Annotated in this window: 26 protein-coding genes and 1 riboswitch; of the genes, 17 read left to right on the top strand and 9 right to left on the bottom strand. The window is 38.1% G+C overall.

Going from position 1 to position 24,467, the window contains the following annotated elements; all coding sequences use genetic code 11:
- Nucleotides 1-34: 34 nt before the first annotated feature.
- The 3 genes from ligA (at nucleotide 35) to NE363_RS14485 (ending at nucleotide 4,276) form a co-directional block, all read left to right on the top strand.
- Nucleotides 35-2,071 carry an NAD-dependent DNA ligase LigA gene (ligA, locus tag NE363_RS14495; protein WP_445535329.1) on the top strand — a complete coding sequence of 679 codons (2,037 nt, stop codon included), beginning with the start codon at nucleotides 35-37 and terminating at the stop codon, nucleotides 2,069-2,071.
- Between the two features lie 254 nt (nucleotides 2,072-2,325).
- Nucleotides 2,326-2,790, top strand: coding sequence for a heteropolymeric bacterioferritin subunit Ftn (gene ftn, locus NE363_RS14490; RefSeq protein ID WP_001214863.1), 465 nt, complete (start codon nucleotides 2,326-2,328; stop codon nucleotides 2,788-2,790).
- A 292-nt stretch (nucleotides 2,791-3,082) separates the two neighbouring features.
- Nucleotides 3,083-4,276 (top strand): MFS transporter, encoded by a 1,194-nt coding sequence (locus tag NE363_RS14485; protein ID WP_081400295.1) that lies wholly within the window; start codon nucleotides 3,083-3,085, stop codon nucleotides 4,274-4,276.
- Between the two features lie 68 nt (nucleotides 4,277-4,344).
- Here the strand turns inward: NE363_RS14485 and NE363_RS14480 are convergent, their stop codons facing one another.
- Nucleotides 4,345-5,775, bottom strand: a complete 1,431-nt coding sequence (locus tag NE363_RS14480; RefSeq protein WP_049066129.1) for an alpha,alpha-trehalose-phosphate synthase (UDP-forming) — start codon at nucleotides 5,773-5,775, stop codon at nucleotides 4,345-4,347.
- The gene (gene otsB / locus NE363_RS14475) at nucleotides 5,763-6,614 is read right to left on the bottom strand and encodes a trehalose-phosphatase (protein WP_191000640.1); all 852 of its coding nucleotides are present in this window, start codon (nucleotides 6,612-6,614) and stop codon (nucleotides 5,763-5,765) included. Before otsB ends, NE363_RS14480 begins: the two co-directional genes overlap by 13 nt.
- Before the next feature lie 354 nt (nucleotides 6,615-6,968).
- Between otsB and NE363_RS14470 the strand changes: the two genes are divergently transcribed.
- The 5 genes from NE363_RS14470 to bioD all read left to right on the top strand — a co-directional run bounded on the left by NE363_RS14470 (nucleotide 6,969) and on the right by bioD (nucleotide 11,624).
- Nucleotides 6,969-7,700 carry a hydrolase gene (locus tag NE363_RS14470; RefSeq protein ID WP_445535328.1) on the top strand — a complete coding sequence of 244 codons (732 nt, stop codon included), beginning with the start codon at nucleotides 6,969-6,971 and terminating at the stop codon, nucleotides 7,698-7,700.
- A gap of 93 nt (nucleotides 7,701-7,793) precedes the next feature.
- Nucleotides 7,794-9,074, top strand: coding sequence for an adenosylmethionine--8-amino-7-oxononanoate transaminase (gene bioA / locus NE363_RS14465; protein WP_445535327.1), 1,281 nt, complete (start codon nucleotides 7,794-7,796; stop codon nucleotides 9,072-9,074).
- Between the two features lies 1 nt (nucleotide 9,075).
- Complete coding sequence (locus NE363_RS14460) at nucleotides 9,076-10,233, top strand: 8-amino-7-oxononanoate synthase (RefSeq protein WP_151683579.1); 1,158 nt, start codon at nucleotides 9,076-9,078, stop codon at nucleotides 10,231-10,233.
- Complete coding sequence (gene bioC, locus NE363_RS14455) at nucleotides 10,230-10,979, top strand: malonyl-ACP O-methyltransferase BioC (RefSeq protein WP_151683577.1); 750 nt, start codon at nucleotides 10,230-10,232, stop codon at nucleotides 10,977-10,979. The genes NE363_RS14460 and bioC overlap by 4 nt, the downstream gene beginning before the upstream one ends.
- Nucleotides 10,980-11,624: a dethiobiotin synthase gene (gene bioD / locus NE363_RS14450; protein WP_019457041.1), complete on the top strand. Its 645-nt coding sequence runs from the start codon at nucleotides 10,980-10,982 to the stop codon at nucleotides 11,622-11,624.
- Between the two features lie 61 nt (nucleotides 11,625-11,685).
- Here bioD and rluB read toward each other — a convergent pair whose 3' ends face one another.
- The 5 genes from rluB to NE363_RS14425 all read right to left on the bottom strand — a co-directional run bounded on the left by rluB (nucleotide 11,686) and on the right by NE363_RS14425 (nucleotide 15,627).
- A complete protein-coding gene (rluB, locus tag NE363_RS14445) occupies nucleotides 11,686-12,609 on the bottom strand; it encodes a 23S rRNA pseudouridine(2605) synthase RluB (RefSeq protein ID WP_004703404.1) in 924 nt (307 codons plus the stop codon).
- Between the two features lie 41 nt (nucleotides 12,610-12,650).
- A complete protein-coding gene (scpB, locus tag NE363_RS14440; RefSeq protein ID WP_004703403.1) occupies nucleotides 12,651-13,244 on the bottom strand; it encodes an SMC-Scp complex subunit ScpB in 594 nt (197 codons plus the stop codon).
- A complete protein-coding gene (locus tag NE363_RS14435; RefSeq protein WP_031944538.1) occupies nucleotides 13,241-14,032 on the bottom strand; it encodes a segregation and condensation protein A in 792 nt (263 codons plus the stop codon). Before NE363_RS14435 ends, scpB begins: the two co-directional genes overlap by 4 nt.
- A gap of 225 nt (nucleotides 14,033-14,257) precedes the next feature.
- A complete protein-coding gene (locus NE363_RS14430; RefSeq protein WP_004703401.1) occupies nucleotides 14,258-14,875 on the bottom strand; it encodes an L-threonylcarbamoyladenylate synthase in 618 nt (205 codons plus the stop codon).
- An 89-nt stretch (nucleotides 14,876-14,964) separates the two neighbouring features.
- Nucleotides 14,965-15,627, bottom strand: coding sequence for an elongation factor P hydroxylase (locus NE363_RS14425; protein ID WP_033846743.1), 663 nt, complete (start codon nucleotides 15,625-15,627; stop codon nucleotides 14,965-14,967).
- Between the two features lie 96 nt (nucleotides 15,628-15,723).
- Here NE363_RS14425 and NE363_RS14420 point away from each other — a divergent pair, with 96 nt between their 5' ends.
- The 6 genes from NE363_RS14420 to lysM all read left to right on the top strand — a co-directional run bounded on the left by NE363_RS14420 (nucleotide 15,724) and on the right by lysM (nucleotide 19,398).
- Nucleotides 15,724-16,284, top strand: a complete 561-nt coding sequence (locus NE363_RS14420) for a YceD family protein (protein ID WP_004703397.1) — start codon at nucleotides 15,724-15,726, stop codon at nucleotides 16,282-16,284.
- 74 nt (nucleotides 16,285-16,358) lie between these two features.
- Nucleotides 16,359-16,544, top strand: a complete 186-nt coding sequence (gene rpmF / locus NE363_RS14415) for a 50S ribosomal protein L32 (protein WP_000290730.1) — start codon at nucleotides 16,359-16,361, stop codon at nucleotides 16,542-16,544.
- A gap of 152 nt (nucleotides 16,545-16,696) precedes the next feature.
- The gene (fabD, locus tag NE363_RS14410) at nucleotides 16,697-17,683 is read left to right on the top strand and encodes an ACP S-malonyltransferase (RefSeq protein ID WP_445535326.1); all 987 of its coding nucleotides are present in this window, start codon (nucleotides 16,697-16,699) and stop codon (nucleotides 17,681-17,683) included.
- Complete coding sequence (gene fabG, locus NE363_RS14405) at nucleotides 17,680-18,414, top strand: 3-oxoacyl-ACP reductase FabG (RefSeq protein WP_000191300.1); 735 nt, start codon at nucleotides 17,680-17,682, stop codon at nucleotides 18,412-18,414. The genes fabD and fabG overlap by 4 nt, the downstream gene beginning before the upstream one ends.
- Before the next feature lie 84 nt (nucleotides 18,415-18,498).
- The gene (gene acpP / locus NE363_RS14400) at nucleotides 18,499-18,735 is read left to right on the top strand and encodes an acyl carrier protein (RefSeq protein WP_001279871.1); all 237 of its coding nucleotides are present in this window, start codon (nucleotides 18,499-18,501) and stop codon (nucleotides 18,733-18,735) included.
- A gap of 189 nt (nucleotides 18,736-18,924) precedes the next feature.
- On the top strand, nucleotides 18,925-19,398 hold the full coding sequence (gene lysM, locus NE363_RS14395) for a peptidoglycan-binding protein LysM (RefSeq protein WP_004703391.1): 474 nt from the start codon (nucleotides 18,925-18,927) through the stop codon (nucleotides 19,396-19,398).
- 45 nt (nucleotides 19,399-19,443) lie between these two features.
- On the opposite strand, the gene NE363_RS14390 is transcribed toward lysM, so the two are convergent.
- Nucleotides 19,444-20,211, bottom strand: coding sequence for a hydroxymethylpyrimidine/phosphomethylpyrimidine kinase (locus NE363_RS14390; RefSeq protein ID WP_077163874.1), 768 nt, complete (start codon nucleotides 20,209-20,211; stop codon nucleotides 19,444-19,446).
- A 97-nt stretch (nucleotides 20,212-20,308) separates the two neighbouring features.
- Here NE363_RS14390 and NE363_RS14385 point away from each other — a divergent pair, with 97 nt between their 5' ends.
- Nucleotides 20,309-20,983, top strand: coding sequence for an HAD-IA family hydrolase (locus NE363_RS14385; protein ID WP_200001084.1), 675 nt, complete (start codon nucleotides 20,309-20,311; stop codon nucleotides 20,981-20,983).
- Between the two features lie 58 nt (nucleotides 20,984-21,041).
- On the opposite strand, the gene ribB is transcribed toward NE363_RS14385, so the two are convergent.
- The gene (gene ribB, locus NE363_RS14380; RefSeq protein WP_419331412.1) at nucleotides 21,042-21,701 is read right to left on the bottom strand and encodes a 3,4-dihydroxy-2-butanone-4-phosphate synthase; all 660 of its coding nucleotides are present in this window, start codon (nucleotides 21,699-21,701) and stop codon (nucleotides 21,042-21,044) included.
- 90 nt (nucleotides 21,702-21,791) lie between these two features.
- Nucleotides 21,792-21,942, bottom strand: a riboswitch (FMN riboswitch).
- Nucleotides 21,943-22,118: 176 nt separating this feature from the next.
- On the opposite strand from ribB, the gene NE363_RS14375 reads away from it, so the two are divergent.
- Both NE363_RS14375 and NE363_RS14370 read left to right on the top strand, forming a co-directional pair.
- Entirely contained in the window at nucleotides 22,119-23,900 is a 1,782-nt protein-coding gene (locus NE363_RS14375; protein WP_445535325.1) for a DUF2157 domain-containing protein, read from the top strand.
- A complete protein-coding gene (locus tag NE363_RS14370) occupies nucleotides 23,900-24,460 on the top strand; it encodes a GDYXXLXY domain-containing protein (protein ID WP_445535324.1) in 561 nt (186 codons plus the stop codon). Before NE363_RS14375 ends, NE363_RS14370 begins: the two co-directional genes overlap by 1 nt.
- The last annotated feature ends 7 nt before the right edge of the window (nucleotides 24,461-24,467 follow it).

Raw genomic sequence — 24,467 nt, 5'->3', positions numbered from 1 at the left:
GAAATTTCCACCCTTTTTTATGGTGAATAACATAATGGCAATAACTTCCGTGATCGAACAGATGCGTCAGCTTATTCAACTGATTGCAAAGCATAACCATGCCTACTATGTCATGGATCAGCCGACAATCTCGGACAGTGAATACGATCATTTATTTCATCAGCTAAAAGCTTTAGAAGAGCAATATCCTGAACTTATTCAAGCTGATTCACCAACAACGAAAGTAGGTGGACAAGCACTTTCAAAGTTTGAAAGTGTGACACATGTGGTGCCAATGCTTTCCCTTGGCAACGTATTTAACCAAGAAGATTTATTTGCATTTGCACGCCGTGTAGAAGAGCGACTACCAAATCAAAAAGTACAATATGAAGTTGAGTTAAAACTCGATGGTCTTGCAATTTCACTATGGTATGAAAATGGGGTATTGGTTCGTGGTGTAACCCGTGGTGATGGTGAAACGGGCGAAGACATTACGCAAAATGTAAAAACCATTCGTAACTTGCCTAAAGTTCTGCACTCTGAAAAGTACGACATTCCGCGCTTGCTCGAAGTTCGTGGCGAAGTACTCATGCCGAAGTCTGGTTTTGAAAAACTCAATGCCGACCAAGAGGCAAAAGGTGAAAAAACTTTTGCTAACCCTCGAAATGCAGCAGCAGGAAGTTTAAGACAGCTAGATCCAAATATTGCTGCTAGTCGACCTTTAGCATTTTACGCATATGGTATTGCGCAGTGTGAGCCAAATCATAACTTAACGACCATGCATGATAGTTTGCAATGGCTAACAGAGCTTGGATTCCAAATTGCGGAACGTCAATACTTGTGTAACTCAATTCAAGAAGTACAGCAGCGCTATGAACAAATTCAGCAAGAGCGTCCAAGTCTCAAAGTTGAAATTGATGGCATGGTGGTTAAAGTCGATGACCTTAAACAGCAACAGCAACTTGGTTTCTTAAGCCGTGAACCACGCTGGGCAACTGCTTATAAATTCCCTGCACAAGCTGCACTGACCACTGTTGAGCAGATTGACTGGCAAGTAGGCCGTACTGGGACTTTAACACCTGTAGCACGCTTAAACCCTGTTTTTGTGGGTGGGGTGACTGTTTCTAATGTGACTTTGCATAATATTGGTGAAATTCATCGTCTAGATGTACGCGTTGGAGATACGGTAAGTGTTTATCGTACGGGTGACGTTATTCCTAAAGTAGAAAAAGTTTGGCCAGAGTTCCGTCCTGCTGAAGCAGAGATTGTTCATTTACCAGAAAACTGTCCAGTATGTGCATCTCCTGTAGTTATGCCCGAAGGTGAGGCTCTGGCACGTTGTTCTGGTGGTTTATATTGTGCTGCACAGCGTATTGAGGCTATTCGTCACTTTGTATCGCGTAAAGCTCTGGATATTGAAGGTTTGGGTGATCGTTGGGTTGAGTCTTTATTACACCTCGATTTACTCAAAGATGTTGCTGATATTTACCATTTACATGAACACAGAGAAACGCTGTTGGGCATTGAAAAAATGGGTGAAAAGTCGGTACAGAACCTTATTGATGCCATTGAAGCCAGTAAGAAAACAACGCTTGCGCGTTTTATTTATGCCTTAGGTATTCGTGGGGTCGGTGAGACAACTGCCAGAATGTTAGCCAATACATTCCAGACATTAGAGGCTCTTAAAGCTGCTGATATTGAAGCTTTGAAGAAAACTCCAGATGTAGGCGATATTACTGCTGAATGGATTGCTGATTTCTTCTTGGCACCGCATAACATTGAAGTACTTGATCGTTTAATTGCTGCTGGTATTCATTGGGATGCACCAACAGCACCAACACGACAACCATTAAACGGTGAAAGCTGGGTACTTACAGGTACATTAGAGCAAATGACACGTGATCAGGCGACTCAAATGCTGCAAGCATTAGGTGCACGTGTAAGTGGTAGTGTATCGAGTAAAACTAAATGTGTGGTTGCGGGTGAAAAGGCTGGTTCAAAACTAGAAAAAGCAGCGAAATTAGGTATTCCTGTCATGAATGAAACAGACTTCTTATCGCTTATGGCGGGTTATGGGCAGACTTTGAGCTAAAAGACTTAGCGAAATAAGAACCATTGATTTTAGTTACAAATTTATAAATTGATGGTTCATGGCATATTTGAACGCTTGTTTGAGCTTATAAATCGGACAAGCGTTTCTTTTTGCAGAGGAAATTTAAATAACTTAAACTGCAAATGCGTATGTTTCTCATTTTAATTTGATAAAAATCATAAACTTAACTATTTTTTATTTTGCAATCATTTTTAAGTTTGCCCATAATAGACTCATACGATAGGAGATTTATTATGCGTGGCAATCCAGAAGTCATAGATTATTTAAATATGCTCATTGGCGGAGAGTTGGCTGCCCGTGATCAATATCTGATCCATTCTCGTATGTATGAAGATTGGGGTCTAAACAAGATTTATGAACGTATTGACCATGAGATGCAAGAAGAAGCTTCTCATGCTGATGCAATTATTCGTCGTGTATTGTTTTTAGGTGCCAAACCAAACATGCACCGTGAAGATATCAATGTCGGTACAGACGTTGTATCTTGCTTAAAAGCTGATTTAGCACTTGAATATCACGTGCGTGAAAAATTAGCGACAGGTATTAAACTGTGTGAAGAAAAAGGCGACTACATTAGTCGTGACATGTTACGTCAACAATTATCAGATACCGAAGAAGACCATACTTACTGGCTTGAAAAACAGTTGCGTTTAATTGAACTGATTGGCCTACAAAATTATATTCAGTCTCAAATTTAATGATTTGAAGAACCCAGCTTAAGCTGGGTTTTTTATTCACTCGTTTTAATAAAACAAAGTCACTGCTAGACGTTAATATTGTCAAATTGAATATATTCAAAGCCTTACTATATAAGGCTTTGGCAGTTACAAAAAAGTCAGAAAAATTGTGTCAGACCCCATGTTTTTTTTATGGAATTGGATATAATTTCGCCAATAAAAACCCTTGCCTGAAACTTAATATGGCAAGGGTTTTTCTATGGGGAATCGGTTGGTATGGATCGCCAATGGCTTTATGGTGAGCTTCGCGTATATGTTATTTTCCAAGTCTGCTGTTTTAGATACAGCTTCTCTCTTAAGCACACAACGATTAGCAACTCGTCTCAGCTTTTTTAGCTTGGGCTTTGCGATATCTGCTTGGGCACCACTCATTCCTTATGCACAGCAACGTTTAAACCTAAATCATGCAAATTTTGGTCTATTGCTGCTTTGCATGGGAATCGGTTCAATGATCGCTATGCCTGCGACAGGGGCTTTAGTTAAGCGTTGGGGATGCCGTCCATTAATTGCAGTGGCAACCATACTTTTAATGGTGTTATTACCAAGTTTAACGATCTGGCATAGTCTTGTATCGATGGCTGTGGCGTTATTTATTTTTGGTACAGCAGCAGGCAGCCTCGGCGTTGCTATCAATTTGCAGGCAGTTGTGGTGGAAAAACACAGCTTACGTGCGCTCATGTCTAGTTTCCACGGTATGTGCAGCCTTGGTGGTTTAATAGGTGCCATGCTTGTCACCACGCTACTAGCAATTGGCCTTTCACCACTCATGAGTACGCTGTCTGTGGTCATGATTTTACTGGTCGTTAGCTTTGTTGCTATTCCATCTGCTTTAACAACATTTGAGCAAGATGAACAAGGTGCAGCTGAAATAACTGACGCACCTAAAAAAACTTCGCGCCCGAATGGTACTATTCTCTTGATTGGAATGATGTGTTTTATTGCCTTCTTGTCAGAAGGTGCAGCAATGGACTGGGGTGGTATTTATTTGACTAGTAAATATCAGCTGAATCCTGCCTTTGCGGGGCTGGCTTATACATTCTTTGCACTTAGTATGACAAGTGGTCGTTTTGCAGGACATCTCTTGTTAAAACAATGGGGTGAGAAAACCATTGTGACCTATAGTGCAATTGTTGCTGCTCTTGCTATGGTCACTATTGTGATGGCACCTGTTTGGCAAGTTGTAGTATTGGGTTATGCACTTTTAGGTTTAGGTTGTTCTAACATTGTGCCTGTTATGTTTTCTCGTGTTGGCCGTCAAAATGACATGCCTAAAGCAGCGGCGCTTTCTTTGGTTTCAACTATTGCATACACAGGGTCATTAAGTGGTCCAGCTTTAATCGGTTTAATTGGTCAGTGGACCAGTCTAACCACAGTCCTATCTGGGGTAGCTGTCTTATTAATCATGATTGCTGTACTCAATCGCTTTACGCTTGTGAAGGCAAAGTAACTTAAGCTAACTCACCAGCCGAAAAGAACATCGAGAAAAACTTCTCGATGTTCTGTGAGTGTGAATTATTATAAGACATGATAAGTGGGTAAATACTTATCTTGTAATGAGAATTTAGATTTCGTGAAAGTCGGAGCATTTTCTAAATCTTTCAAGAAATTATTACGCCAATCACTCAAGTCCGTGGTTGCTAAACCCTCTATTAACTGTTCATAACGATTAATACGTTCAGCTTTAGACATCTCTAGAGCGGTTTTTAGAGTATCCATCATTGCTGCTCGATCTATTGGGTCAACAATCAAGGCCTGAGTCATTTGTTCAGCTGCACCAGCATATTTAGATAAAATTAGTACACCTGGGTTTTCTGGATCTTGAGCCGCAATATATTCTTTTGCGACCAAATTCATACCATCACGTAGTGAGCTAATCCAACAAATATCAGAATTGCGATAAATATGCATTAGGCTGTCATGTTTAACGGTATCATAGCAGCAATCAATTGGACGCCAGTCTTCCTGTGCAAACTCTTGATTAATCAGCTCTAACTTGGTTTTAAAACGTTGATATAAACGTTGATAAGCTGGAATATCTGTACGTGAAGGTGTTGCAACTTGTAGATGACGTACTAGCCTATGATATTCAGGATTGGTTTCCAAGAAGGTTGCAAATGCATTGAAACGCTCAAGTAGACCTTTTGAATAATCAATACGGTCAACACCGATAATAGTTTTTTGACGTGGAATATCTTCAAAGTTAAATACATTTGCTGTTTGAAATGCCTGTTGGGCTTGGCGCTGAATAAGTTCAGGTTGTACACCAATAGGGTAGGACTTAATCAATACTTGACGCTTTTTATAACTGATTCGGTCGCTTAGTATTTTTTGAGCTTCAAGTAAGCCCATACAGGTTTGCATACATGTGTTTTGGTCAGCTTGGGTTTGTAGACCAACTACATCATATTGGCAAAGGTCTTGTACTAGTTGTAACGCAACTGGAATTTTGCGCCAAATGTTTAAGCTTGCAAAAGGAATATGTAAAAAGAAACCGAATTTATTCTGCATTCCTAATTCGCGGCAATGACGAGCTACACTAAAAAAGTGATAGTCATGTACCCAAATAACATCATCTGGCTGAGCAATTTGTTTTAATTTTTCGGCAAATAAACGATTGACCCGTTGGTAAGTATTATATTCTTCAGCATCATATTCGATCAGATCGTCTCTATGATGCATAGCAGGCCATAAGACCTTGTTAGCAAAACCGCAGTAATACTGTGCATATTGCTGATGTGTAAGAGGGCAGGTAATGTAGTCAATCCCATGAGAATATGCCTGATCGAACTCAGGCGCTTCGGTATCGGTAATTTGTTGACCATTCCAGCCCAACCAAATACCGTTACTGTCATTTAATGCGTCTTGTACAGCTACTGCAAGGCCACCTGCTGAAGCCTTACCTGATGGCATACTTATTCGATTCGATAACACGATTAATTTAGACATATTTGTTCTCCATTCTGATCTTGACTATTTTTGACGTATAACTTTTTTATTTTTTCGAGAAAGAAAAAAAGAAAATTAGAAACGCTATTAATATCTTTTAATCTATATTGAGCTTCTGTTTCACCAGAACCTACTTTAATTGAAGTGCCAAATTGTTGATTAATAAATATGAAACCCGATTCATCTGTTAAGTCATCTCCTATAAATATCGGATGAATTGACGGTAAATTAAGATGATTTAATATAGTTTGAATTGCTTTGCCTTTATCTGCCTGTTTAGGTAATAATTCAACTACAAATTTTCCTCTATTTAATTTTAGTTGAGGGTGAAAATATTTAACCTGTTGCATAATATAAACTGCATTATTTTCTAATTCTGGATTTTTTCGATAATGTAAAGCAATAGAATATCCTTTATCCTCAATTAATAAATTGGGATATTTTTCACAAGATTTTATAATATCTTCTTTTAATTTATTAAAATTAATATCACTTAAGTCTGGGCGAATATAAGTGCTAGAGTCAAAATAAATATCTAAACCATGTAGCCCCGCTATAGGAACTTCAATAGACTGAAGCAGCTTACTAGCCGTTTCAACATCACGACCTGTTACAGCAACCACTGGTATATTTAATTCAATAATTTTTTTTATAACTTCTAATGTAGTATTAGGAATAAAACTATGTTCAGGGTGAATTTGAAATGGAGCTAATGTTCCATCAATATCTAGAAATAAACAATAATTTTTATCTGAAGGTAAGGTATTTATGATATCATTCGGTGTAACAAAATATGTATCTTTTTCTCTCCCATCAGATATTATACTTTGACTATTCATATTAACCTGCCCAATATTTTGATCATTAATTAATCTTCTATCATTAAAATGAATTAATGAGTCACTTTTTTTAATAAAAAAACATAAGTATTAACATTAATTACATTGCACAATGGATTTATGGGTGAAGTGTGGATTATGTTGTTTTTTGATTTGCTTCAATGTTTAGATAATTAAAGTTTTGTATGTTTCATATGAATAATTTAGGCTTTACTTATCAATATATTTCAGAATATTAACTACCTCTAAATGTCTGATTTTACTTTGTGAAATTTAATTTTTATGTTGATTTTAAAAGATATTTAAAATTGATATTAATATATAATCTTGCAAAAGTTGGCTGTGGACAGGTATATGAAGTTACAAAATAAAATTTTATTGATTACAGGTTGGGGAATAGGCATAGAACCTTTGCAATCACTTAAATTGCACTTGGAAAAAGCTGGTTTTGAAATACAACTGATTAATATTTTTAATGTTTTAGATAGTAGCTTTCAAGCACAGCTTGATTTAGTGGCTGAAGTTGATGTGATAATAGGCTGGTCTCTAGGTGGGCAGTTAGCAACTCAACTGGTTGATATTTTTTACAAGCAAACAGGGCAAACAAAAACTTTAATTACGCTCGCTTCAAACCCTTGTTTCGTTGCTCATGATAATTGGCAAACTGCAATGCCTGCTGATGTATTTACTCAATTTAAAGCGTCTTTTTTACAGAACCCACAAGCCACTTTAAAGCGTTTTTATTATTTGATTACACTTGGCTCATCTCAAGCGAAACAAGATTGGATGAGTGTACAAAAAATCGCAAATCCACCCGCACAGGAAATACTGTTAGACGGTTTAAAAATGCTAGAACAGTTAAACTTGGTAGATAACTTGAAAAACTATTCAGGTCTACAGCTTCACCTGTTTGCTGAGCAAGACAATGTCATTCCTTGCAAAATTATCGAGAATTTTAAGGATTTCGCTACAAAAAACATGACTTATAAGTTGCTAAAAGACGCTACACACGCTTTTCCGTACTTACAGGTAGAAAGAACAATTGAAGAAATCTGCCAATTTTTAACAATTCATCAGCAAAGTTAATAAGCTTTGATTGATATCGCAATTTTCTTTCATTCTTAACAGGTTTAACATGTGTTCAATGAGAGATTTGAACGCTGTAAAAGGGTATAGAGGATGACCGATAATTTTGATTTGGAACATATTTGGCATCCATATACTTCAATGACCCAACCGTTACCAACATTCAAAGTTAAGCGTGCATATGGTGCGACGATTGAACTCGATGATGGTAGAACTTTAATTGATGGCATGTCCTCTTGGTGGTGTGCAATTCACGGCTATAACCATCCTGAACTTAATCAGGCAGTGACCGATCAATTACAGAACATGTCACATATCATGTTTGGTGGGCTAACCCATGATCCTGCGATTGAACTTGGTAAAATTCTTTTAAAAATTACACCGCCAAGTCTCGATAAAATTTTCTATGCAGATTCAGGGTCGGTTGCCGTTGAAGTTGCTTTGAAAATGGCTGTGCAGTTCTGGACAGCACAAGGCCAACCACAAAAAACAAATTTTATTACTACGCGTTCTGGTTACCACGGTGATACATGGAATGCGATGTCTGTATGTGATCCAGTTACAGGCATGCATCAAATTTTTGGTAGCAGCTTACCGAACCGTCTTTTCGTGGCGGCACCACAAACCAAATTCCACGAAGAATGGAATCCTCAAGATATTGCCGAGCTAGAACAAGCCATTCAGCAAAATCATGAAAAACTTGCCGCACTCATTATTGAACCAATTGTTCAAGGTGCAGGGGGCATGCGTTTTTATCATCCTGAATATTTACGTCAGGCTAAAGCACTTTGCGAGAAATATCATCTGTTATTAATTTTTGATGAAATCGCGACTGGCTTTGGTCGTACGGGTAAGCTTTTTGCGTGGGAACATGCTCAAGTCGAACCGGATATTATGTGCCTAGGTAAAGGGTTAACAGGTGGCTATATGACGTTATCTGCGACCTTAACAACAAAACATGTTGCAGAAACCATTAGTCGTGGTGAGGCTGGGGTATTTATGCACGGCCCAACCTTTATGGCCAATCCGCTTGCTTGTGCCGTTGCCTTGAAAAGTACGCAACTTTTAATTGAGCAAGATTGGCAAGCCAATATTAAGCGAATTGAGCAACAGCTTAGCCAACATTTAGTGCCTTTAAATGAGCTGGATTATGTTGCTGATGTACGAGTGCTGGGTGCAATTGGTGTAGTAGAACTCACCTTTAATGTTGATATGAAAACTTTACAGCAACAATTTGTAGACCGTGGAATCTGGATTCGCCCTTTTGGCAAACTGGTTTATGTGATGCCACCTTATGTCATTACTCAACAAGAGCTAAGCGATTTACTTGAACAATTGGTTGAAGTTGTTAAAACATTGCAGGGAGCGCATTAAGATGTCATTGCTTGATCATTTTGCTACAGAGTTAGATGAGTTAAAACAACAAGGTAACTTTAGACAATTTACCCAAAATGTACAGCATGACCGTTTTATTACTATTCAAAATAAAACAATGCTTAACTTAGCTTCAAATGACTATCTTGGACTGGCGGCTGATATTAATCTTCGTCAAGAGTTTTTAGATAGCTTACCTTTGGAGCGCAGCTATTTTAGTTCTTCATCGGCTCGTTTACTGACAGGTAACTTTGAAGAATATGAACAGTTGGAAAATAGCCTAAGTCAGGCATTTGGTGGTCGGTCGGCGCTGCTATTTAATAGTGGCTATCACATGAATATTGGTATTTTACCCGCTGTTGCTGATAGCAAAACTTTAATATTGGCGGATAAGTTAGTTCATGCGAGCATGATTGATGGTATACGGTTATCTGGTGCGCAGTATGTACGTTATCGACATAACGATTTACAGCATTTAGAACAACTTCTGCAAAAATATCATGATGATGACAAGATTGAACGAATCATTGTGGTCACAGAAAGTATTTTTAGTATGGATGGTGATGAAACGGATTTAGCCGCATTAGTCCAGCTTAAAAAACGTTTTGCTAAAACCATGCTTTATGTCGATGAGGCACACTCAATTGGGGTGCGTGGTCAGCAAGGCTTAGGATGTGCTGAACAATATAATGTCATTCAAGAAATTGACTTTTTAGTAGGCACATTAGGTAAAGCATTAGCAGCAGTCGGTGGTTACATTATTTGCCATCCTATTATTAAAGATTATCTCATTAATAAAATGCGTCCGCTTATTTTTAGTACAGCTCAACCTCCGATTGTTATGGCTTGGGCAAATTTTATATTACAAAAAGTATTGGTTGCTCGGCCTCAGCGTGAACACTTAGAAAATATTAGCCAATATCTTCAAAAAGCTGTTATAGAAAAGGGTTATGTAAGTCCTTCGACTAGTCATATTATTCCAGTGATTGTGGGAGAAAGTCAGGCTGCTATTGATAAGGCAAAACATGTTCAAGAATGCGGCTTTTATGCTATGCCTGTACGTCCACCAACAGTACCTAAAAATAGTTCACGTTTGCGTATTTCTTTAACGTCAATGGTCGAACAACACGAGCTTGAAGCATTAGTGAGTTTTCTGTGAGTCTGAATAAAAACTTAGTTGCCGAGCGTTTTGCTAAAGCAGGGCAAAGCTATTCAGAGCATGCGGTTGTTCAAAAACAAATTTGCCAAAATTTAACGGGCTTACTAAAGCAGTTTTGTCCAAGTACGATGTCACGTGTTTTTGAAATTGGTTGTGGTTCTGGCAATTTAACTCGTCTGCTTGTTGACGCTTTTCAAATTGAAGATTTAATTTTGAATGATCTGTACTCAGAGGTGCAGGCGCACTTCAATCATCAAGAGCATTTAAAATGGCTAATTGGAGATGTTGAAACTTTAGATTTGCCCCAACAGCTCGATATGATTGTTTCAGGTTCGGCTTTGCAATGGATGCAAGATTTACCGCGTTTGCTTAAGCGTTGTAATGATGCTTTAAATGACAATGGTTGGCTATGCTTTTCAACATTTGGCCCTAAGAACCTATTTGAAATTAAAGAGCTAACTGGACAAGGTTTAAGTTATTGGAATCTTGAAAGTTGGAACAATGCCTTAACTCAGGCTGGTTTTGAAGTTTTGCATTTATCTGAGTCAGAAACTCAGCTCTATTTTGATTCGCCTAAAGCTGTATTACAACATTTGAAAGCAACAGGTGTAACGGCAACCGCTCAGCATCGTTGGACCAAGCAAACTTTACAGCAGTTTTATCAAGATTATGATTGGTTTAAGCAGGCCGAGGGATATGCCTTAACATACCATCCGATTTATTGTATTGCCCGGAGAATGAAGTAAATGAGTGGCCAGATCTATTTTGTCAGTGGGATTGATACCGAGATTGGTAAAACTTACGCGACAGGTTTTTTAGCAAAATTATGGACTGAGCAGGGTAAAAAAGTAATTACCCAAAAACTCATTCAAACAGGTAATGCTGATATTTCTGAAGATATCGAGAAGCATCGTGAAATTATGGGGCAAGGCTGGTTTCAGGAAGATCACGATAAGCTGACTATGCCTGAAATCTTTAGCTATCCAGCTTCACCTCATTTAGCAACACGTTTGGATAATAGAGAAATTGATTTTCAAAAAATTGAAAATGCGACTCAAACATTGGCTGAGCGTTTTGAAATTGTATTGTTAGAAGGTGCAGGTGGGTTAATGGTGCCATTAACCACCAGTCTACTCACAATTGATTATGTGGCTCAGCATCAGTTCCCTGTTATTTTGGTAACATCAGGTCGTTTAGGAAGTATTAACCATACTTTACTTAGTCTTGAGGCACTTAAGTCTCGTGGGCTGAAATTAAAGGCTCTAGTTTATAATCTAAAAGATGAATCAAAAGATCCATTAATTTCTAAAGATACTTCAAATTACTTGAAAGATTATTTAGCTATTCACTTTCCAGAAGCAGAGTGGATTGAATTGGCAAAAATGAGTTAATTCGACAACAAACTATAAAAAACCGCTCAAATTTGAGCGGTTTTTGATTTAAAAGTTGATCTTAAAACTTTTTAAATCCACGGTTAAGACCAGTCGATTTACGCTGATTACCGGTGTTTGCTGGTGCTTCTTTTTCATCATCACGACGTTGTTGACGTAAATAACCACCACGACGCGCTGCCATTGGCTTTTCAGTCATACGGTCAGTACGACGTTTCGCCATACCAAATAAACCTGTACCTTGACGCGGTTTTAACTCAACAGATTTTGCTAAGTTGTCGATATCAGTTTTGTCGAGTTCCATCCAACGGCCAGTACGTAATTCACGTGGTAAAATCACAGTACCGTAGCGAGTACGTAATAAACGACTTACTTTAAGGCCTTGTGATTCAAAAATACGGCGTACTTCACGGTTACGACCTTCTTTCACCACAACTTGATACCAGCGGTTAATACCTTCACCACCAATTTCAGAGAAAGATTCGAACTTGGCTGGGCCATCTTCAAGCTCTACACCATTCACCATGTTTTGACGTAGTTTTGGTGTTACTTCACCCATTACACGTACAGCGTATTCACGTTCAATTTCATTAGATGGGTGCATTAAGCGGTTAGCAAGTTCACCATCATTTGTAAATAATAATAAACCTGTACTGTTAATATCCAGACGACCTACCATTACCCAACGATCATTTGCAATTTGTGGTAAATGATCAAATACAGTTGGACGTTTTTCAGGATCATTACGTGAACAGATTTCACCCTCAGGTTTATAATAAATCAGTACACGACGACGAATTTCGTCTTCGATTTGAAACTGAACTTTACGACCATCAATGCGTAATTCATCGCCTGGTTCAATGCGTTCACCCACTTGGGCAACGCTGCCGTTTACACTCACGCGTCCTGCGGCAATAACCTCTTCCATATATCGACGGGAACCTAATCCGATTCGCGCTAATACTTTTTGCAATTTTTCACTCATGACAGCACAACCTTAGACATAATGATCAACAGTCCACCTCTTTATGATTTCGGTGCATTTGCATCGAGAGCCATAAATGCTTCCTTGGCGTTCTGTAGGGGAGGCAATTGGCCTAAAGAGGCTAGACCAAAAGCATTCAGAAATTGAGGCGTTGTAATTAGCAACGCAGGTCTTCCGGGTAAATCTCTAAAACCGGCTTCTTTAATCCAGTTCCAGTCAAATAGCGTTCTGAGAATCTGACTATTATTAGATACACCACGAATTTGTTCAATATCAGCACGCGTGACTGGTTGATGATACGCAATGACAGCCAACGTTTCTAGTAAAGATGGCGACAGTTTTGTTGGTCGCTCTGGCCAAATCTGCGCAATAATATTGCGATATTTGGATCTTACCTGAAAACGAAAGCCTTGCGCAGTTTCTATCAACTCAATAGAGCGGCCATGTTGTAAGAGGGCAAGCTGTTGTAAAAGCTGACGAAGCTGTTGTTTGTTATATTGATTATTAAAAGCTTCTTTTAAACGAGCAATTGAAACTGGTGCTTCACTGGCAAAAATAATCGCTTCAAGTTGCAATAAAACTTCGTGATGAATGTCAGCTAGTGACAAATCGGTATTATTTTGTTCAAAACTCATGCCGCAGACCCTTGAATAGCCAATGGAGCTTCAACACCTGTCGCAATAATTTTAATCTTTTGTTGTCGGGTTAACTCTAACACAGCCATAAAAGTTACAACCATACCCATACGGCCTTGTTGCGGATTCAGTAATTCTTTAAAACTTAACACGTCGCCTGACTCTAATTTCTCTTCAATATAAGCAATACGTTCTTCTAACAGTACGGGCTCTTGTGCAATTGTATGTGTTACAGGTTCTGGGCGGTTAAATACGCAAAACAAGGCATCATGTAACGCCGAAACATCATAACCTTCATAAACAGGTGCGATATGCCCTAAACTTACATTTGCACTAAATGTATCACGGTCAAGAACCGGCATTTGCCCTAAACGCTCAGCAGCTTGCTTAATACGTAAATAAGTCTCAAGTCGATCAATAAGATCTTGTTTAGGATCTTTTTCAATACTAATAACTGTTGGCTTAGGTAAAAGTAAGCGAGATTTCAAATCGGCCAATAAAGCAGCCATGACCATGTAGTCGGCAGTCAGCTCAATATTTAAGGATTTCATGCTATCCATATAAGCTAAATATTGAGTGGCAATAGGGGCGATATCGAGCTGAACCAAATCGAAACCGTTTTTCTGAATCAGATAAATTAAAAAGTCGAGTGGTCCTTCAAACTGTTCAAGTAAAATCTCGAAGGCAGCTGGAGGAATATAAAGATCTTCAGGAATCGTGTCGTGCCACTCATCTAAAACACGGATGTGTGGAACGTCTTCCATGGATTGATGAAGTGATTGGTTCATTACGATTATAAGCCACGCGAATTTTCAAAAGCATGAGACTTGTTTTCAAGTCAATAAGAGCTGTAGCAGAAGAACAGCAGATAGTGCAAAACATTCTAAAGGAATTGTGACTTTTAATAAATTGCTTAACGACTAAAGTGTAAAAAAAATCCAAACTAAATAAAGAGTATTTTTTTTCTTGATAATACTTTTTTTTTAACTGTTGGTAAAAAGGAGGATAAGTGCTTATTCGAAAGCACTTACGTCTCCTGCACCATGACGGATAACTTCTGGATGTTCACCCGATAAATCAACAATACTGGTGGTTGTCAAAGTTCCAAACCCACCATCAATAAATACATCAATCCGTTTAGCTAACTGATTTTCAATATCGTAAGGATCATCAAGAGGGTCTTCGTGTCCTGGTAAAATTAGTGTACTTGTCAGTAAAGGTTCACCAAGTTCTTTTAATAAAGCCTGACAAATTGGGTTACTTGGAATACGTAAACCAATCGTTTTCTTTTTAGGATGCATTAACCTGCGTGGAACTTCACTTGTTGCAGGTAAAATGAAAGTCGTAACAGCAGGTGTATTTGCCTTTAATAATCTATAAGTCGCATTATCAACTTTTGCATAAGTCGCGATATCTGATAAATCACAACACATAATTGCGTATTGATGCTTAGGGCCTAAATCACGAATCTGGGCAATACGTTCCATGGCATTTTTATTACCAATCTGGCATCCGATTGCATAAGCAGCATCGGTAGGGTAGACCACAACATCGCCTGCACGAATACGCTCAACCGCTTGGTCAATGAGGCGTTGCTGTGGATTTTCAGGATGTACATGTAAATGCAGCATATTTTAGAGACTCCATCACGCCAGTATTAAAAATAGTATTAGACTTTTCAAACTTGGGAAGCAAGTAACTTACGTAGTTTTTTTGTCATTTAATCAAGGAGTTCACGTTTAAATTCATCTAATTGTAACGCTGTACCTGCTCGTGTACATTGGCAAATACATTCAATGAATCTTGCTGCATCAACAGGTAGTTTAGCTTCACCAGAAAAGTAACGTTGGACTTGGGTATAAACATTATCTTTAAACTTTTTGCCATCTCCGCCATCACCTGTCAGGTTATCTAGAGATACTCTAAATTTTCTGCCAAAAGATTGGGCAAATAACCATTCAATGGCTTGAGGTTTGATTTCTACTTGTTCAAATAAATCCTGCTGTTCTTTAGTTCGACCATCTGGCGCATACCAATAACCTAAATCGGGCAACAGACGTCTTTTTGCACCTGCAATTGTCCAATGGCTAATTTCATGCAGGGCACTATTGAAAAAACCATGGGCAAATTGAATTTTGGCTGGCTCATGTTCGTTTGCTGGGAAATATTCTGGTTCAAATTCTCCACGAACTAATGTCACATTATGGTGGGAAAACCAGTGATTAAAGTGTAAAATAAGCCAATCAACTTGCTCAGACTCTAATTTTGAGCTTGGCCATGGTGAGAGTTGCACCACGTCAGGTAAAAGAGTGTTTTGGTGAGTTGAATGGGTGCAAACGAGTAATGAAGTGTTAACTTCAGGTTGCGGCTGCAACAGGTGCATTGCTTAATTTACCCCGAGTTCTGTCTAAAGAAGTACAAAATTGTATCTTAATCTTTGACAGAGTACCGATGAATTTGTAGAATTGCCGCCTTAATTATGTCAGCAAATACCTTTCCGGCACAGATTGAGCCGTTTAAATGGGCTGAGCAAGGCTTTACATGGTCAGGTCAACTGCCATTGTCTCGTCTTACTCGTATTGCTCGTGAAGCTGTTGGATCAATTGATAACCAATTGATCAACATAGACTGTAAGCTATCAATGGATGCCTATCATCGCATTGTGTGGTTAGATGGTCATATGGAAACAAAAGTTCCAATGGAGTGCCAACGTTGTTTGGAACCTGTTGAAATGCCAATTGTTTCTGACTTTCATATTGCACTTGTAGATGATGAGTCACTGATAGAGCGCTTGGATGAGGATGCTGATTTCATCGTTTTAGGTGAAAGTGAGTCTTCGACAAAAGGTGATTTTGATACACCTGCTTCGATTAACTTGCTCGCATTACTAGAAGATGAACTGTTATTGTTGATGCCTTTATCTCCCAAGCATGATGCTTGTGAACATAAACATCAACCTACCATTCAGAACGTTGTCGAAGAGAAACGGGATAACCCGTTTGATGTTTTGGCAGGTTTGAAGGGTAAACTTAACTCATAATTTGTGTTATGATTATGAGATAAGACAACTGAATTTGTTCTGATCCATTTTTTCGATCTTTGTAAGGAGCCATCATGGCCGTTCAGCAAAACCGTAAAAGTCGCTCTCGCCGTGACATGCGCCGTTCACATGACGCTTTAACCGAGAATGCATTAACAGTAGACCAAGCAACTGGTGAAACTCATCGTCGTCACCACGTGACTAAAGACGGTTTCTACCGTGGTCGCCAATTATTCGCTAAAGCAGCTGATGCTGAATAATTGTATGATATGCATTAAGCGTGATGCTTAAGTATAGAAAAAATGGGAGCGAAAGCTCCCTTTTTTTGTTGTTTTTCGCAATTATAAATATACAAATTAAATGTTAAATTTCCGCTCCAGAGAAATGAGTGAAAACCCAAAAAGGATTTCTTATGTCTGCTAAACGTCTTGAACAAGTAGCTTTAGCCACAAAAACTGCATTTGTGTTTCCGGGTCAAGGTTCACAAAAAGTTGGTATGCTCGCTGAACTCGCAGAACAGTTTAGTGGAGTTGGGCAAACTTTTGCTGAAGCTTCAGACGCGCTAGGATTTGATCTTTGGCACATTGCGCAAAGTGGTGAAGGTTTAGACCAAACACAAAACACCCAACCTGTATTATTAACTGCTAGCATCGCTTTATGGCGTCTTTGGTTAGATTTGGGTGGTTTAGCGCCTAAATACCTTGCTGGTCACTCTTTAGGTGAATACAGCGCTTTAGTTGCAGCGGGTTCAATGAGTTTGGCAGATGCAGTTAAATTAGTTAATTTGCGTGGAAAACTCATGCAAAGTGCTGTTCCTCAAGGGGAAGGTGCGATGGCTGCAATTCTTGGTTTGGCCGATGATAAAGTAGTTGAACTATGCCAGAGTGTAACTGCATCAGGTCAAGGTTCAGTTGAAGCTGCAAATTATAATTCGCAAGGTCAGGTTGTAATTGCGGGCAGTACTGCATCTGTACAGCAAGCGATGGCATTAGCAAAAGAACAATCTGCTAAAGCAATTGCTTTACCAGTTTCTGTACCTTCGCATTGTTCATTGATGAAGCCTGCTGCAGAAAAATTTGCAGAAGCTTTGGAACAAACTGCCATTGAGCTACCTACCATTCCTGTAATACAAAATGTCAACGCGGGAATTGCTACCGATGTTGCTCAATTACGTCAGGCATTAACAGCACAATTGTACGAGTCTGTGCAATGGACACGTACCATGCAGTCTCTTCAAGACCAAGGTATTCAGTACATTGTTGAATGTGGTCCTGGTACAGTATTGAGTAATCTCGCAAAGCGTTTACCAAATATCGAAAAAGCTTTTTCTATTGATAGTAAGAGCAAAATGGAAGATGCCCTAAATGCTGTTTTAGTGGCAGAAGGAAAAATTGCATGACACAAGAACGCAAAGTTGCATTAGTAACGGGCGCGAGTCGGGGCATTGGCGCTGCAATTGCCCAGCAACTTATTCAAGACGGTTATTTTGTCGTAGGTACTGCGACTTCTGAATCTGGTGCACAAAAGCTAACAGATAGCTTTGGTGAACAAGGTGCAGGTTTGGCGCTAGACGTGCGTAATCTCGATGAGATTGAAGCAGTAGTGTCTCATATTGAACAGAATTATGGTCCTGTACTTGTTCTCGTTAACAATGCAGGTATTACGAAAGACAATTTGTTGCTTCGTATGTCTGAAGATGATTGGGATGACATTCTCAATATCCACCTTAAAGCCGTTTATCGTTTATCTAAACGCGTACTTAAGGGTATGACGAAAGCACGTTTTGGTCGAATTATTAATATCAGTTCTGTTGTTGCTCATTTTGCAAACCCAGGCCAAGCAAACTACTCTGCTGCTAAAGCAGGTATTGAAGCATTCAGCCGTAGCCTTGCAAAAGAGATGGGTAGCCGCCAAATCACTGTAAACAGTGTGGCACCAGGTTTTATTGCAACAGAAATGACAGATGCACTTAGTGAAGACATTCGCAAAAAAATGAGTGATCAAGTGGCTTTAAATCGTTTAGGTGAGCCACAAGATATCGCAAATGCGGTGAGTTTCCTTGCAAGTGATAAAGCAGGTTACATTACCGGTACGGTATTACATGTAAATGGTGGTTTATACATGGCCTAACGCCGATGTATAAACTTTTAAAAATTTTTATATTCAATTAAACTAGTGGCAAATCAAACGCCACAAGCAATGAGGAGAATTCCTGTGAGCGATATCGAACAACGCGTTAAACAAGCAGTTGCAGAACAACTTGGTCTTAAAGCTGAAGAGATTAAAAACGAAGCATCTTTCATGGATGACTTGGGTGCTGACTCTTTAGATTTAGTTGAACTTGTTATGTCTTTCGAAAATGACTTCGACATCACTATCCCTGATGAAGATTCAAACGAAATCACTACAGTTCAATCTGCAATTGACTATGTAACTAAAAAACTTGGTTAATTCGCATATTGCTGATTAAAAAGAAGGCCACCGTAAGGTGGCTTTTTTTATTTAATCAAAATCATTGATAGGGATACATATTTTTACAAGATCAACCTCAATTGATAGCAGAGGTGTCTCTTTTTTCAAGTATAACAATAAAGGTCAGTTTAATGACTTTACTATAAACAATAATATGAGGACTAAAAGATGGGTCTTTTTGATTTTGTAAAAGGTATTGGTAAGAAAAATACCGCACCAGCAGAACCACAACCAGCTCCAGCAACACCAGCAGAACCTTCTGCACAAGAAGTGGCAAATAAATTATTAGGATTAATTAAAAGTTTAGGCTTAGGGGTAGAAGGCCTATCTGTAACATATAATGGTTCAACTGATACTGCGACGCTTCATGGTCAAGTACAAAGCCAAGCAGACAAAGAAAAAATTATTCTTATTGTTGGTAACGTAGACCACGTTGCGCAAGTAGATGATCAAATGACGGTTGCTACTCCTGAGCCAGAAAGTAAATTTTATACGATAAAATCAGGTGATAATCTTTCAAAAATTGCGAAAGAATTTTATGGTGATGCCAACCAATATCAAAAAATCTTTGAAGCAAACAAACCAATGCTAAAAGATCCAGATGAGATTTTCCCTGGACAAGTTTTACGTATTCCTCAGTAATTGGAATAAATAAAAAGGCGCTTAAAGCGCCTTTTTATTTGGTTGTTAAAATCGTTTTGGAATCTTTTGTCCATTAGGTACAGGCGTTTCAGCATTTTTTAAAACACCAAATAGCCATGTTTCTGCATGTTGTACTGCAATTTTTAAAGAATCACCCAAAGCTAAACGACCTGCAATAAAGCTTGCTAATGAACAACCTGAGCCGTGATATTCACCTTCAAGGCGAGGGCAACTACTACTCGCTGCAAGTTCACCATCAATATATAAACTATTTTTAATGAAGTCAGGAGTATCTTCGTGACCGCCTTTTACTAATACAGCTTTAGCACCCATTTGAAATAGCTTTTCTGTTGCTTGTTCTAAGTCGTCAATACCTGTTAGTGCACGTAATTCGACTGTATTTGGCGTAATAAGAGTCGCTAGGGGAATCAGTTCAACAAATGCTTTAACTAAAGTTGCTTGGTCTCCTAACGAACCGCCACTGTTTGCAACTAAAACTGGGTCAAGTACATATTGATAGTCAGGATGAACACGTAAAAATTCAGCAAGTGCAGCAATATTATCTGTAGTGCCAAGCATACCTGACTTAACACATTTAATGGGTAAATCACCTACAACGGCATTTGCTTGAGCTAATAAGAGTTCTTTTGGGGTTGCTTCAAAGCCAAATACTTGTTGTGAGTTTTGAATGGTGAGGGCAGTACATGCAATTGCTGCATGAGCACCACTTTGTCCAATTGCTTCGATATCGGCTTGTAAACCTGCACCACCTGAAGGGTCTAAACCCGAGAAACAAAGTACGGTTGGACGCACGGTTATTTCCTTTTCAATTTAAATTTACGTTAGTATAAGAGAGTTTGATTAAACTCTCGACCAATTGAACTAAATACTTTACTGGGTTAATGATTGAATGGCTATAAAACATATTTTGATTGATTTAGATGGAACCTTAACAGACCCTAAAGTTGGTATCCATACTTCAATTCGCTATGCAATGGACAAGCTTGGCTATCCATTAGCTGCCGATTTAAATATTGATTGGACCATTGGCCCGCCTTTAAAACCATCACTTGCAAAATTATTGGCTACTCAAGACGATGATTTAGCTGAACAAGCTTTATTGGCTTATCGTGAGCGTTTCTCAGTCATTGGTCTGTTTGAAAATGAAGTATATCCATCTGTAGTACAAACACTGAGTGCATTAAAAGACGAAGGATATCGTTTATTTGTCGCTACTGCTAAGCCAACGATTTACGCGAAACGAATTTTAGACCATTTTGAATTAAGCCAATATTTTGTACATATTTATGGCAGTGAATTGACAGGTGAACGAACCAATAAAGCTGAACTTATTCATTATATTCTTGAGCATGAGCAATTAAACCCAGAAGAGTGTTTAATGGTCGGTGACCGTCAATATGATGTTTTAGGTGCGCGTCACAATGGTATTGAGGCAGTAGCTGTGACTTATGGTTATGGAACAGCAGAAGAACTTGCTCAAGCACAGCCAAAAGCAATGATTAATCAGTTCTCTGAACTTTTGGACTATGTTGAAGAACTGGCAATACAAAAGAAAGTTTCTTAAATATAAATAAGTTTTAATTTATAGGTTTGGCTTTGATCTAAAGCCAAACCCTTTTTATTTAAATACCGTGTTGTTGACGGTATTGAACAAGTTCTTCAATCGTAATCACGGTTAAGTGATGAGTTTGTGCATATGCTAAAACTTGAATGCCTGATGCCATAGTGCCATCTGGATTAGTCAACTCACATAACACACCAGCAGGTTTGAGACCAGCTAATCTGGCTAGATCAATTGTTCCCTCAGTATGACCACGTCGAGTAAGTACGCCACCATTACGTGCACGTAAAGGGAAAACGTGACCAGGACGATTTAAGTCACTTGCAACAGCACCATCTTTAATAGCAGTTTTAATGGTTGTTACACGGTCTTTAGCAGAAACACCAGTTGTAACGCCTTGAGCAGCTTCAATGGTCACTGTAAATGCAGTATGAAACTGACTTGAGTTTTTAGAAACCATTGGAGGGAGTTCAAGATGGTCTGCTAATTCTTCTGTCAGACATAAACATACAATACCTGAGCCATCACGAATCATACGTGCCATGGTCTCAACAGTTAGAGTTTCAGCTGCAACAATTAAATCTGCTTCATTTTCACGGTCAAAGTCATCCATAACCAAGACAGGTTTGCCTTGACGGATATCTTCTAATGCTTGTTGAATGCGTTGTTCAGCAGGAGAGAGGGCTGAGAAAAAAATTTCTGGTTGAATTAAGCTAGACATAATGAAACGCTCTCGTAAAAATACGGTTGAACATTTCAGGACTGATGCAAAAACAGGCTGGCACTGAAATAAAACGGATTTATCCCAGTTCGTCGTCTTCTTTCATCCGGACTATACCGTCGGCTTTGGAGTTTCACCAAATCTGCTCAAATTACACAATTTAAGCTCGTGGGCTTGTTAATTTATATATGAGAATTAACTTTACCACCGGTGGGGAATTACACCCCGCCCTGAAGCGATGGGTTTTATTATAGCGCGCTTGGCAAAATTGGCTAGATGCTTTTGTAGAATGCTAAGTCTCATTATGAATAAGCATTTTCATAAATTGAAATAGGTTTTTTAACAAGAGCTTACTTGTTGGTTTTAAAAGTGAATGTTATGTTTTTTATAGAAAATTATAAATAAAACAGGTTTTTCATGCAGATTAGAGACTATTATCCTTTTAGGAATACTTTATTTATTCAGCATCTCCATATTTTTAGTTATCTATTTATGGCGGTAAGTATTCTGTATTTGATTGCTGCTAACTGGTTGATGCTTCCTGATAGCATTCAACTCAGCATTCCACCTGTTATATTACTTGTCACCGCTTGGGTGAGCGTAACAGATACCTTAAGCGAGGGAGTTCGGCAGACCTTACATGCTATTTGTGGTTTGATGGTCGGTTTGAGTTTGGCTGTAATAGGACAAGTTTATCAAACAGGTGCAGACAGTTATTTATTGTTCTTGATTTGGACTTTGCTTTTATTACCTTGGTTATATCGACCTAATATTGGTATTTTTACTTTAGTTTGCATTACCAGCCAACTTACACTTTTTTTATTTTTTCGACAGACTTTTTGGGCAGAAAAATTACCTTATTTATATCTATTCACTCTAAATTTATTAAGCCTTATCGAGTTTTGGGTCTGTATAAAGAAGTATCATGCATTACGTTTTGTTTTTATCGCTTGGTTTGCTGTCATTTCAATCATTGGAATGATTCAATACTTATCGAATACAAACATTCCTTATCTGATCTCGGCTTTCTTTTTAGGAATAATCGCTTTTTATTATTTCTTCAAAAAAAATGATCAATTATGTGCCAGTTTAATGGCTGCTGTTCTTGGCGTGACTGCAACAATATGGCTTGTAGATGGGATTAATCATTTATTTAAAGATTCTAATGAGTTCATTTTTTTACTGATTGCGGGCATTATTTTTACTTGGTTTGCACTTATTAGTTATTTCTTAATAAGAATTTTTCGCCAAAGCCGTTTTTATGTCATTCCTTTAGCAATTGGTGCTTGGCTTGCTGGTTTAGCACTTGCAGCATTTACACTCGTATTTTGGGAGACTATTTCTTTAATTATTGGCATCATCTTTGTTGCTATAGCTATAACTTTACTAACAAAATCTCAAAATTATTTCATTCGGCAATTTGCATATTGTTTATTTATTAGTGGTCAAACTGCTTTTTTATTCCATCTTGGATCTGAAACAAATCAAATTTTATGGGTATTGATTGCCCAGATTTTTATTCTATGTATTAGTTATTTTCTTAAGCCTCATTGGTTCTTTATTTTAATGCAAATGCTCGCAACTTATGGAATAGCATTTTTCTATCTATTGCAACTAGACCATTCAATATGGTCAGTAAACTCTGTTCAAACTTATTTTAATTTAACTTTACTTAACTATTTGATCTTTAGCTTAGTACTGCTGATAGGGAATAAAGCAATTGTATCGTATGAGCGGAGTATCTTTTTATGCGTACTTGCTGTGATTTTGGTGAACTCATTCTTTGATAGTTTTATAGGGTTAGCATTGCTTGATTCGGCTGATCAGTCATTATGGTTTCTCTATGTCTTACCAAGTCTATGGTTATTGTGCTTTAGTTTTTTTTATCTCTATAGGCAACTTCACAGTATAACTTTTTTTGCTTTTTTAACTTTTGGCATAGTACTTATTGCACTCGGCTATTTTGATGTATTCATTCTATTTGTAATTTTGACATGGGCTTTAAAAAATAAAGATCGCATTGTTTACGGTATTACGCTTCTTGTGTTCGCTACTGTACTTTGGCAACTTTATTACAGTTTGCAATTAAGTTTTCTAGCTAAAAGTGCATCAATCTTGGTGTCAGGAATTATATTGTTGGCTTTATATAGGTTGCTCCTACAAGAAGCTAAGAACAATTTTGTTGAGGGAGAAAATTAATGAAAAAGTATTTCTCTCTTATTCTTGCATTCGTTACCATATTATTCTTTGCAGGATTAGTTGTAAAAAATGAATGGCACCTGCATCAGAGTAAAAGTATTTTTATTAAGCTTAAGCCAGTTGACCCTCGCTCTATTTTACAAGGCGACTACATGGCGCTGGCGTATGAATTAAATTTACAATCTCTTAAATCACCATCAGGAAGCGAAGGTGATGCTTTAGATCAAGTGATTTTTAATCATGCCAATATTCCAGCAAAAGTTATTTTAGATTCACAAAATCGAGTAATTCATACAATTTTAGACACTAATAACTCATCTGCTGGGCAAAGCTTAATTTTAAAAAATCCTGAAAATCGTTTGCAGGCTTTGTACCCAGCTTCTAGAAGCTTCTTATTTGCCGAAGGTCTAGCTCATTGCTATGAAAAAGCAAAATACGCTGAATTTAAGGTAAATATAAAGGGTGAGGCGATTCTGTTTGATTTACGAGGAGAAGAGCTACAATCTTTAAATTGTAAGCAGCAGCAAAGTTGGTGGAAGGGTGCGGTTAAGAGTTTATAGACACTGT

Source organism: Acinetobacter sp. G18 (assembly GCF_052660225.1).
The sequence above is the reverse complement of the archived record's forward strand: the minus strand, read 5'-3'. Positions and strand labels throughout refer to the sequence as shown.

What these genes read in the sequence shown, in the direction of transcription:
- ligA (WP_445535329.1), top strand. Translation starts at nt 35, where the DNA reads ATGGCAATAACTTCCGTGATCGAACAGATGCGTCAGCTTATTCAACTG.
- ftn (WP_001214863.1), top strand. Translation starts at nt 2,326, where the DNA reads ATGCGTGGCAATCCAGAAGTCATAGATTATTTAAATATGCTCATTGGC.
- NE363_RS14485 (WP_081400295.1), top strand. Translation starts at nt 3,083, where the DNA reads ATGTTATTTTCCAAGTCTGCTGTTTTAGATACAGCTTCTCTCTTAAGC.
- NE363_RS14480 (WP_049066129.1), bottom strand. Translation starts at nt 5,775, where the DNA reads ATGTCTAAATTAATCGTGTTATCGAATCGAATAAGTATGCCATCAGGT.
- otsB (WP_191000640.1), bottom strand. Translation starts at nt 6,614, where the DNA reads ATGAATAGTCAAAGTATAATATCTGATGGGAGAGAAAAAGATACATAT.
- NE363_RS14470 (WP_445535328.1), top strand. Translation starts at nt 6,969, where the DNA reads ATGAAGTTACAAAATAAAATTTTATTGATTACAGGTTGGGGAATAGGC.
- bioA (WP_445535327.1), top strand. Translation starts at nt 7,794, where the DNA reads ATGACCGATAATTTTGATTTGGAACATATTTGGCATCCATATACTTCA.
- NE363_RS14460 (WP_151683579.1), top strand. Translation starts at nt 9,076, where the DNA reads ATGTCATTGCTTGATCATTTTGCTACAGAGTTAGATGAGTTAAAACAA.
- bioD (WP_019457041.1), top strand. Translation starts at nt 10,980, where the DNA reads ATGAGTGGCCAGATCTATTTTGTCAGTGGGATTGATACCGAGATTGGT.
- rluB (WP_004703404.1), bottom strand. Translation starts at nt 12,609, where the DNA reads ATGAGTGAAAAATTGCAAAAAGTATTAGCGCGAATCGGATTAGGTTCC.
- scpB (WP_004703403.1), bottom strand. Translation starts at nt 13,244, where the DNA reads ATGAGTTTTGAACAAAATAATACCGATTTGTCACTAGCTGACATTCAT.
- NE363_RS14435 (WP_031944538.1), bottom strand. Translation starts at nt 14,032, where the DNA reads ATGAACCAATCACTTCATCAATCCATGGAAGACGTTCCACACATCCGT.
- NE363_RS14430 (WP_004703401.1), bottom strand. Translation starts at nt 14,875, where the DNA reads ATGCTGCATTTACATGTACATCCTGAAAATCCACAGCAACGCCTCATT.
- NE363_RS14425 (WP_033846743.1), bottom strand. Translation starts at nt 15,627, where the DNA reads ATGCACCTGTTGCAGCCGCAACCTGAAGTTAACACTTCATTACTCGTT.
- NE363_RS14420 (WP_004703397.1), top strand. Translation starts at nt 15,724, where the DNA reads ATGTCAGCAAATACCTTTCCGGCACAGATTGAGCCGTTTAAATGGGCT.
- rpmF (WP_000290730.1), top strand. Translation starts at nt 16,359, where the DNA reads ATGGCCGTTCAGCAAAACCGTAAAAGTCGCTCTCGCCGTGACATGCGC.
- fabD (WP_445535326.1), top strand. Translation starts at nt 16,697, where the DNA reads ATGTCTGCTAAACGTCTTGAACAAGTAGCTTTAGCCACAAAAACTGCA.
- fabG (WP_000191300.1), top strand. Translation starts at nt 17,680, where the DNA reads ATGACACAAGAACGCAAAGTTGCATTAGTAACGGGCGCGAGTCGGGGC.
- lysM (WP_004703391.1), top strand. Translation starts at nt 18,925, where the DNA reads ATGGGTCTTTTTGATTTTGTAAAAGGTATTGGTAAGAAAAATACCGCA.
- NE363_RS14385 (WP_200001084.1), top strand. Translation starts at nt 20,309, where the DNA reads ATGGCTATAAAACATATTTTGATTGATTTAGATGGAACCTTAACAGAC.
- ribB (WP_419331412.1), bottom strand. Translation starts at nt 21,701, where the DNA reads ATGTCTAGCTTAATTCAACCAGAAATTTTTTTCTCAGCCCTCTCTCCT.
- NE363_RS14375 (WP_445535325.1), top strand. Translation starts at nt 22,119, where the DNA reads ATGCAGATTAGAGACTATTATCCTTTTAGGAATACTTTATTTATTCAG.
- NE363_RS14370 (WP_445535324.1), top strand. Translation starts at nt 23,900, where the DNA reads ATGAAAAAGTATTTCTCTCTTATTCTTGCATTCGTTACCATATTATTC.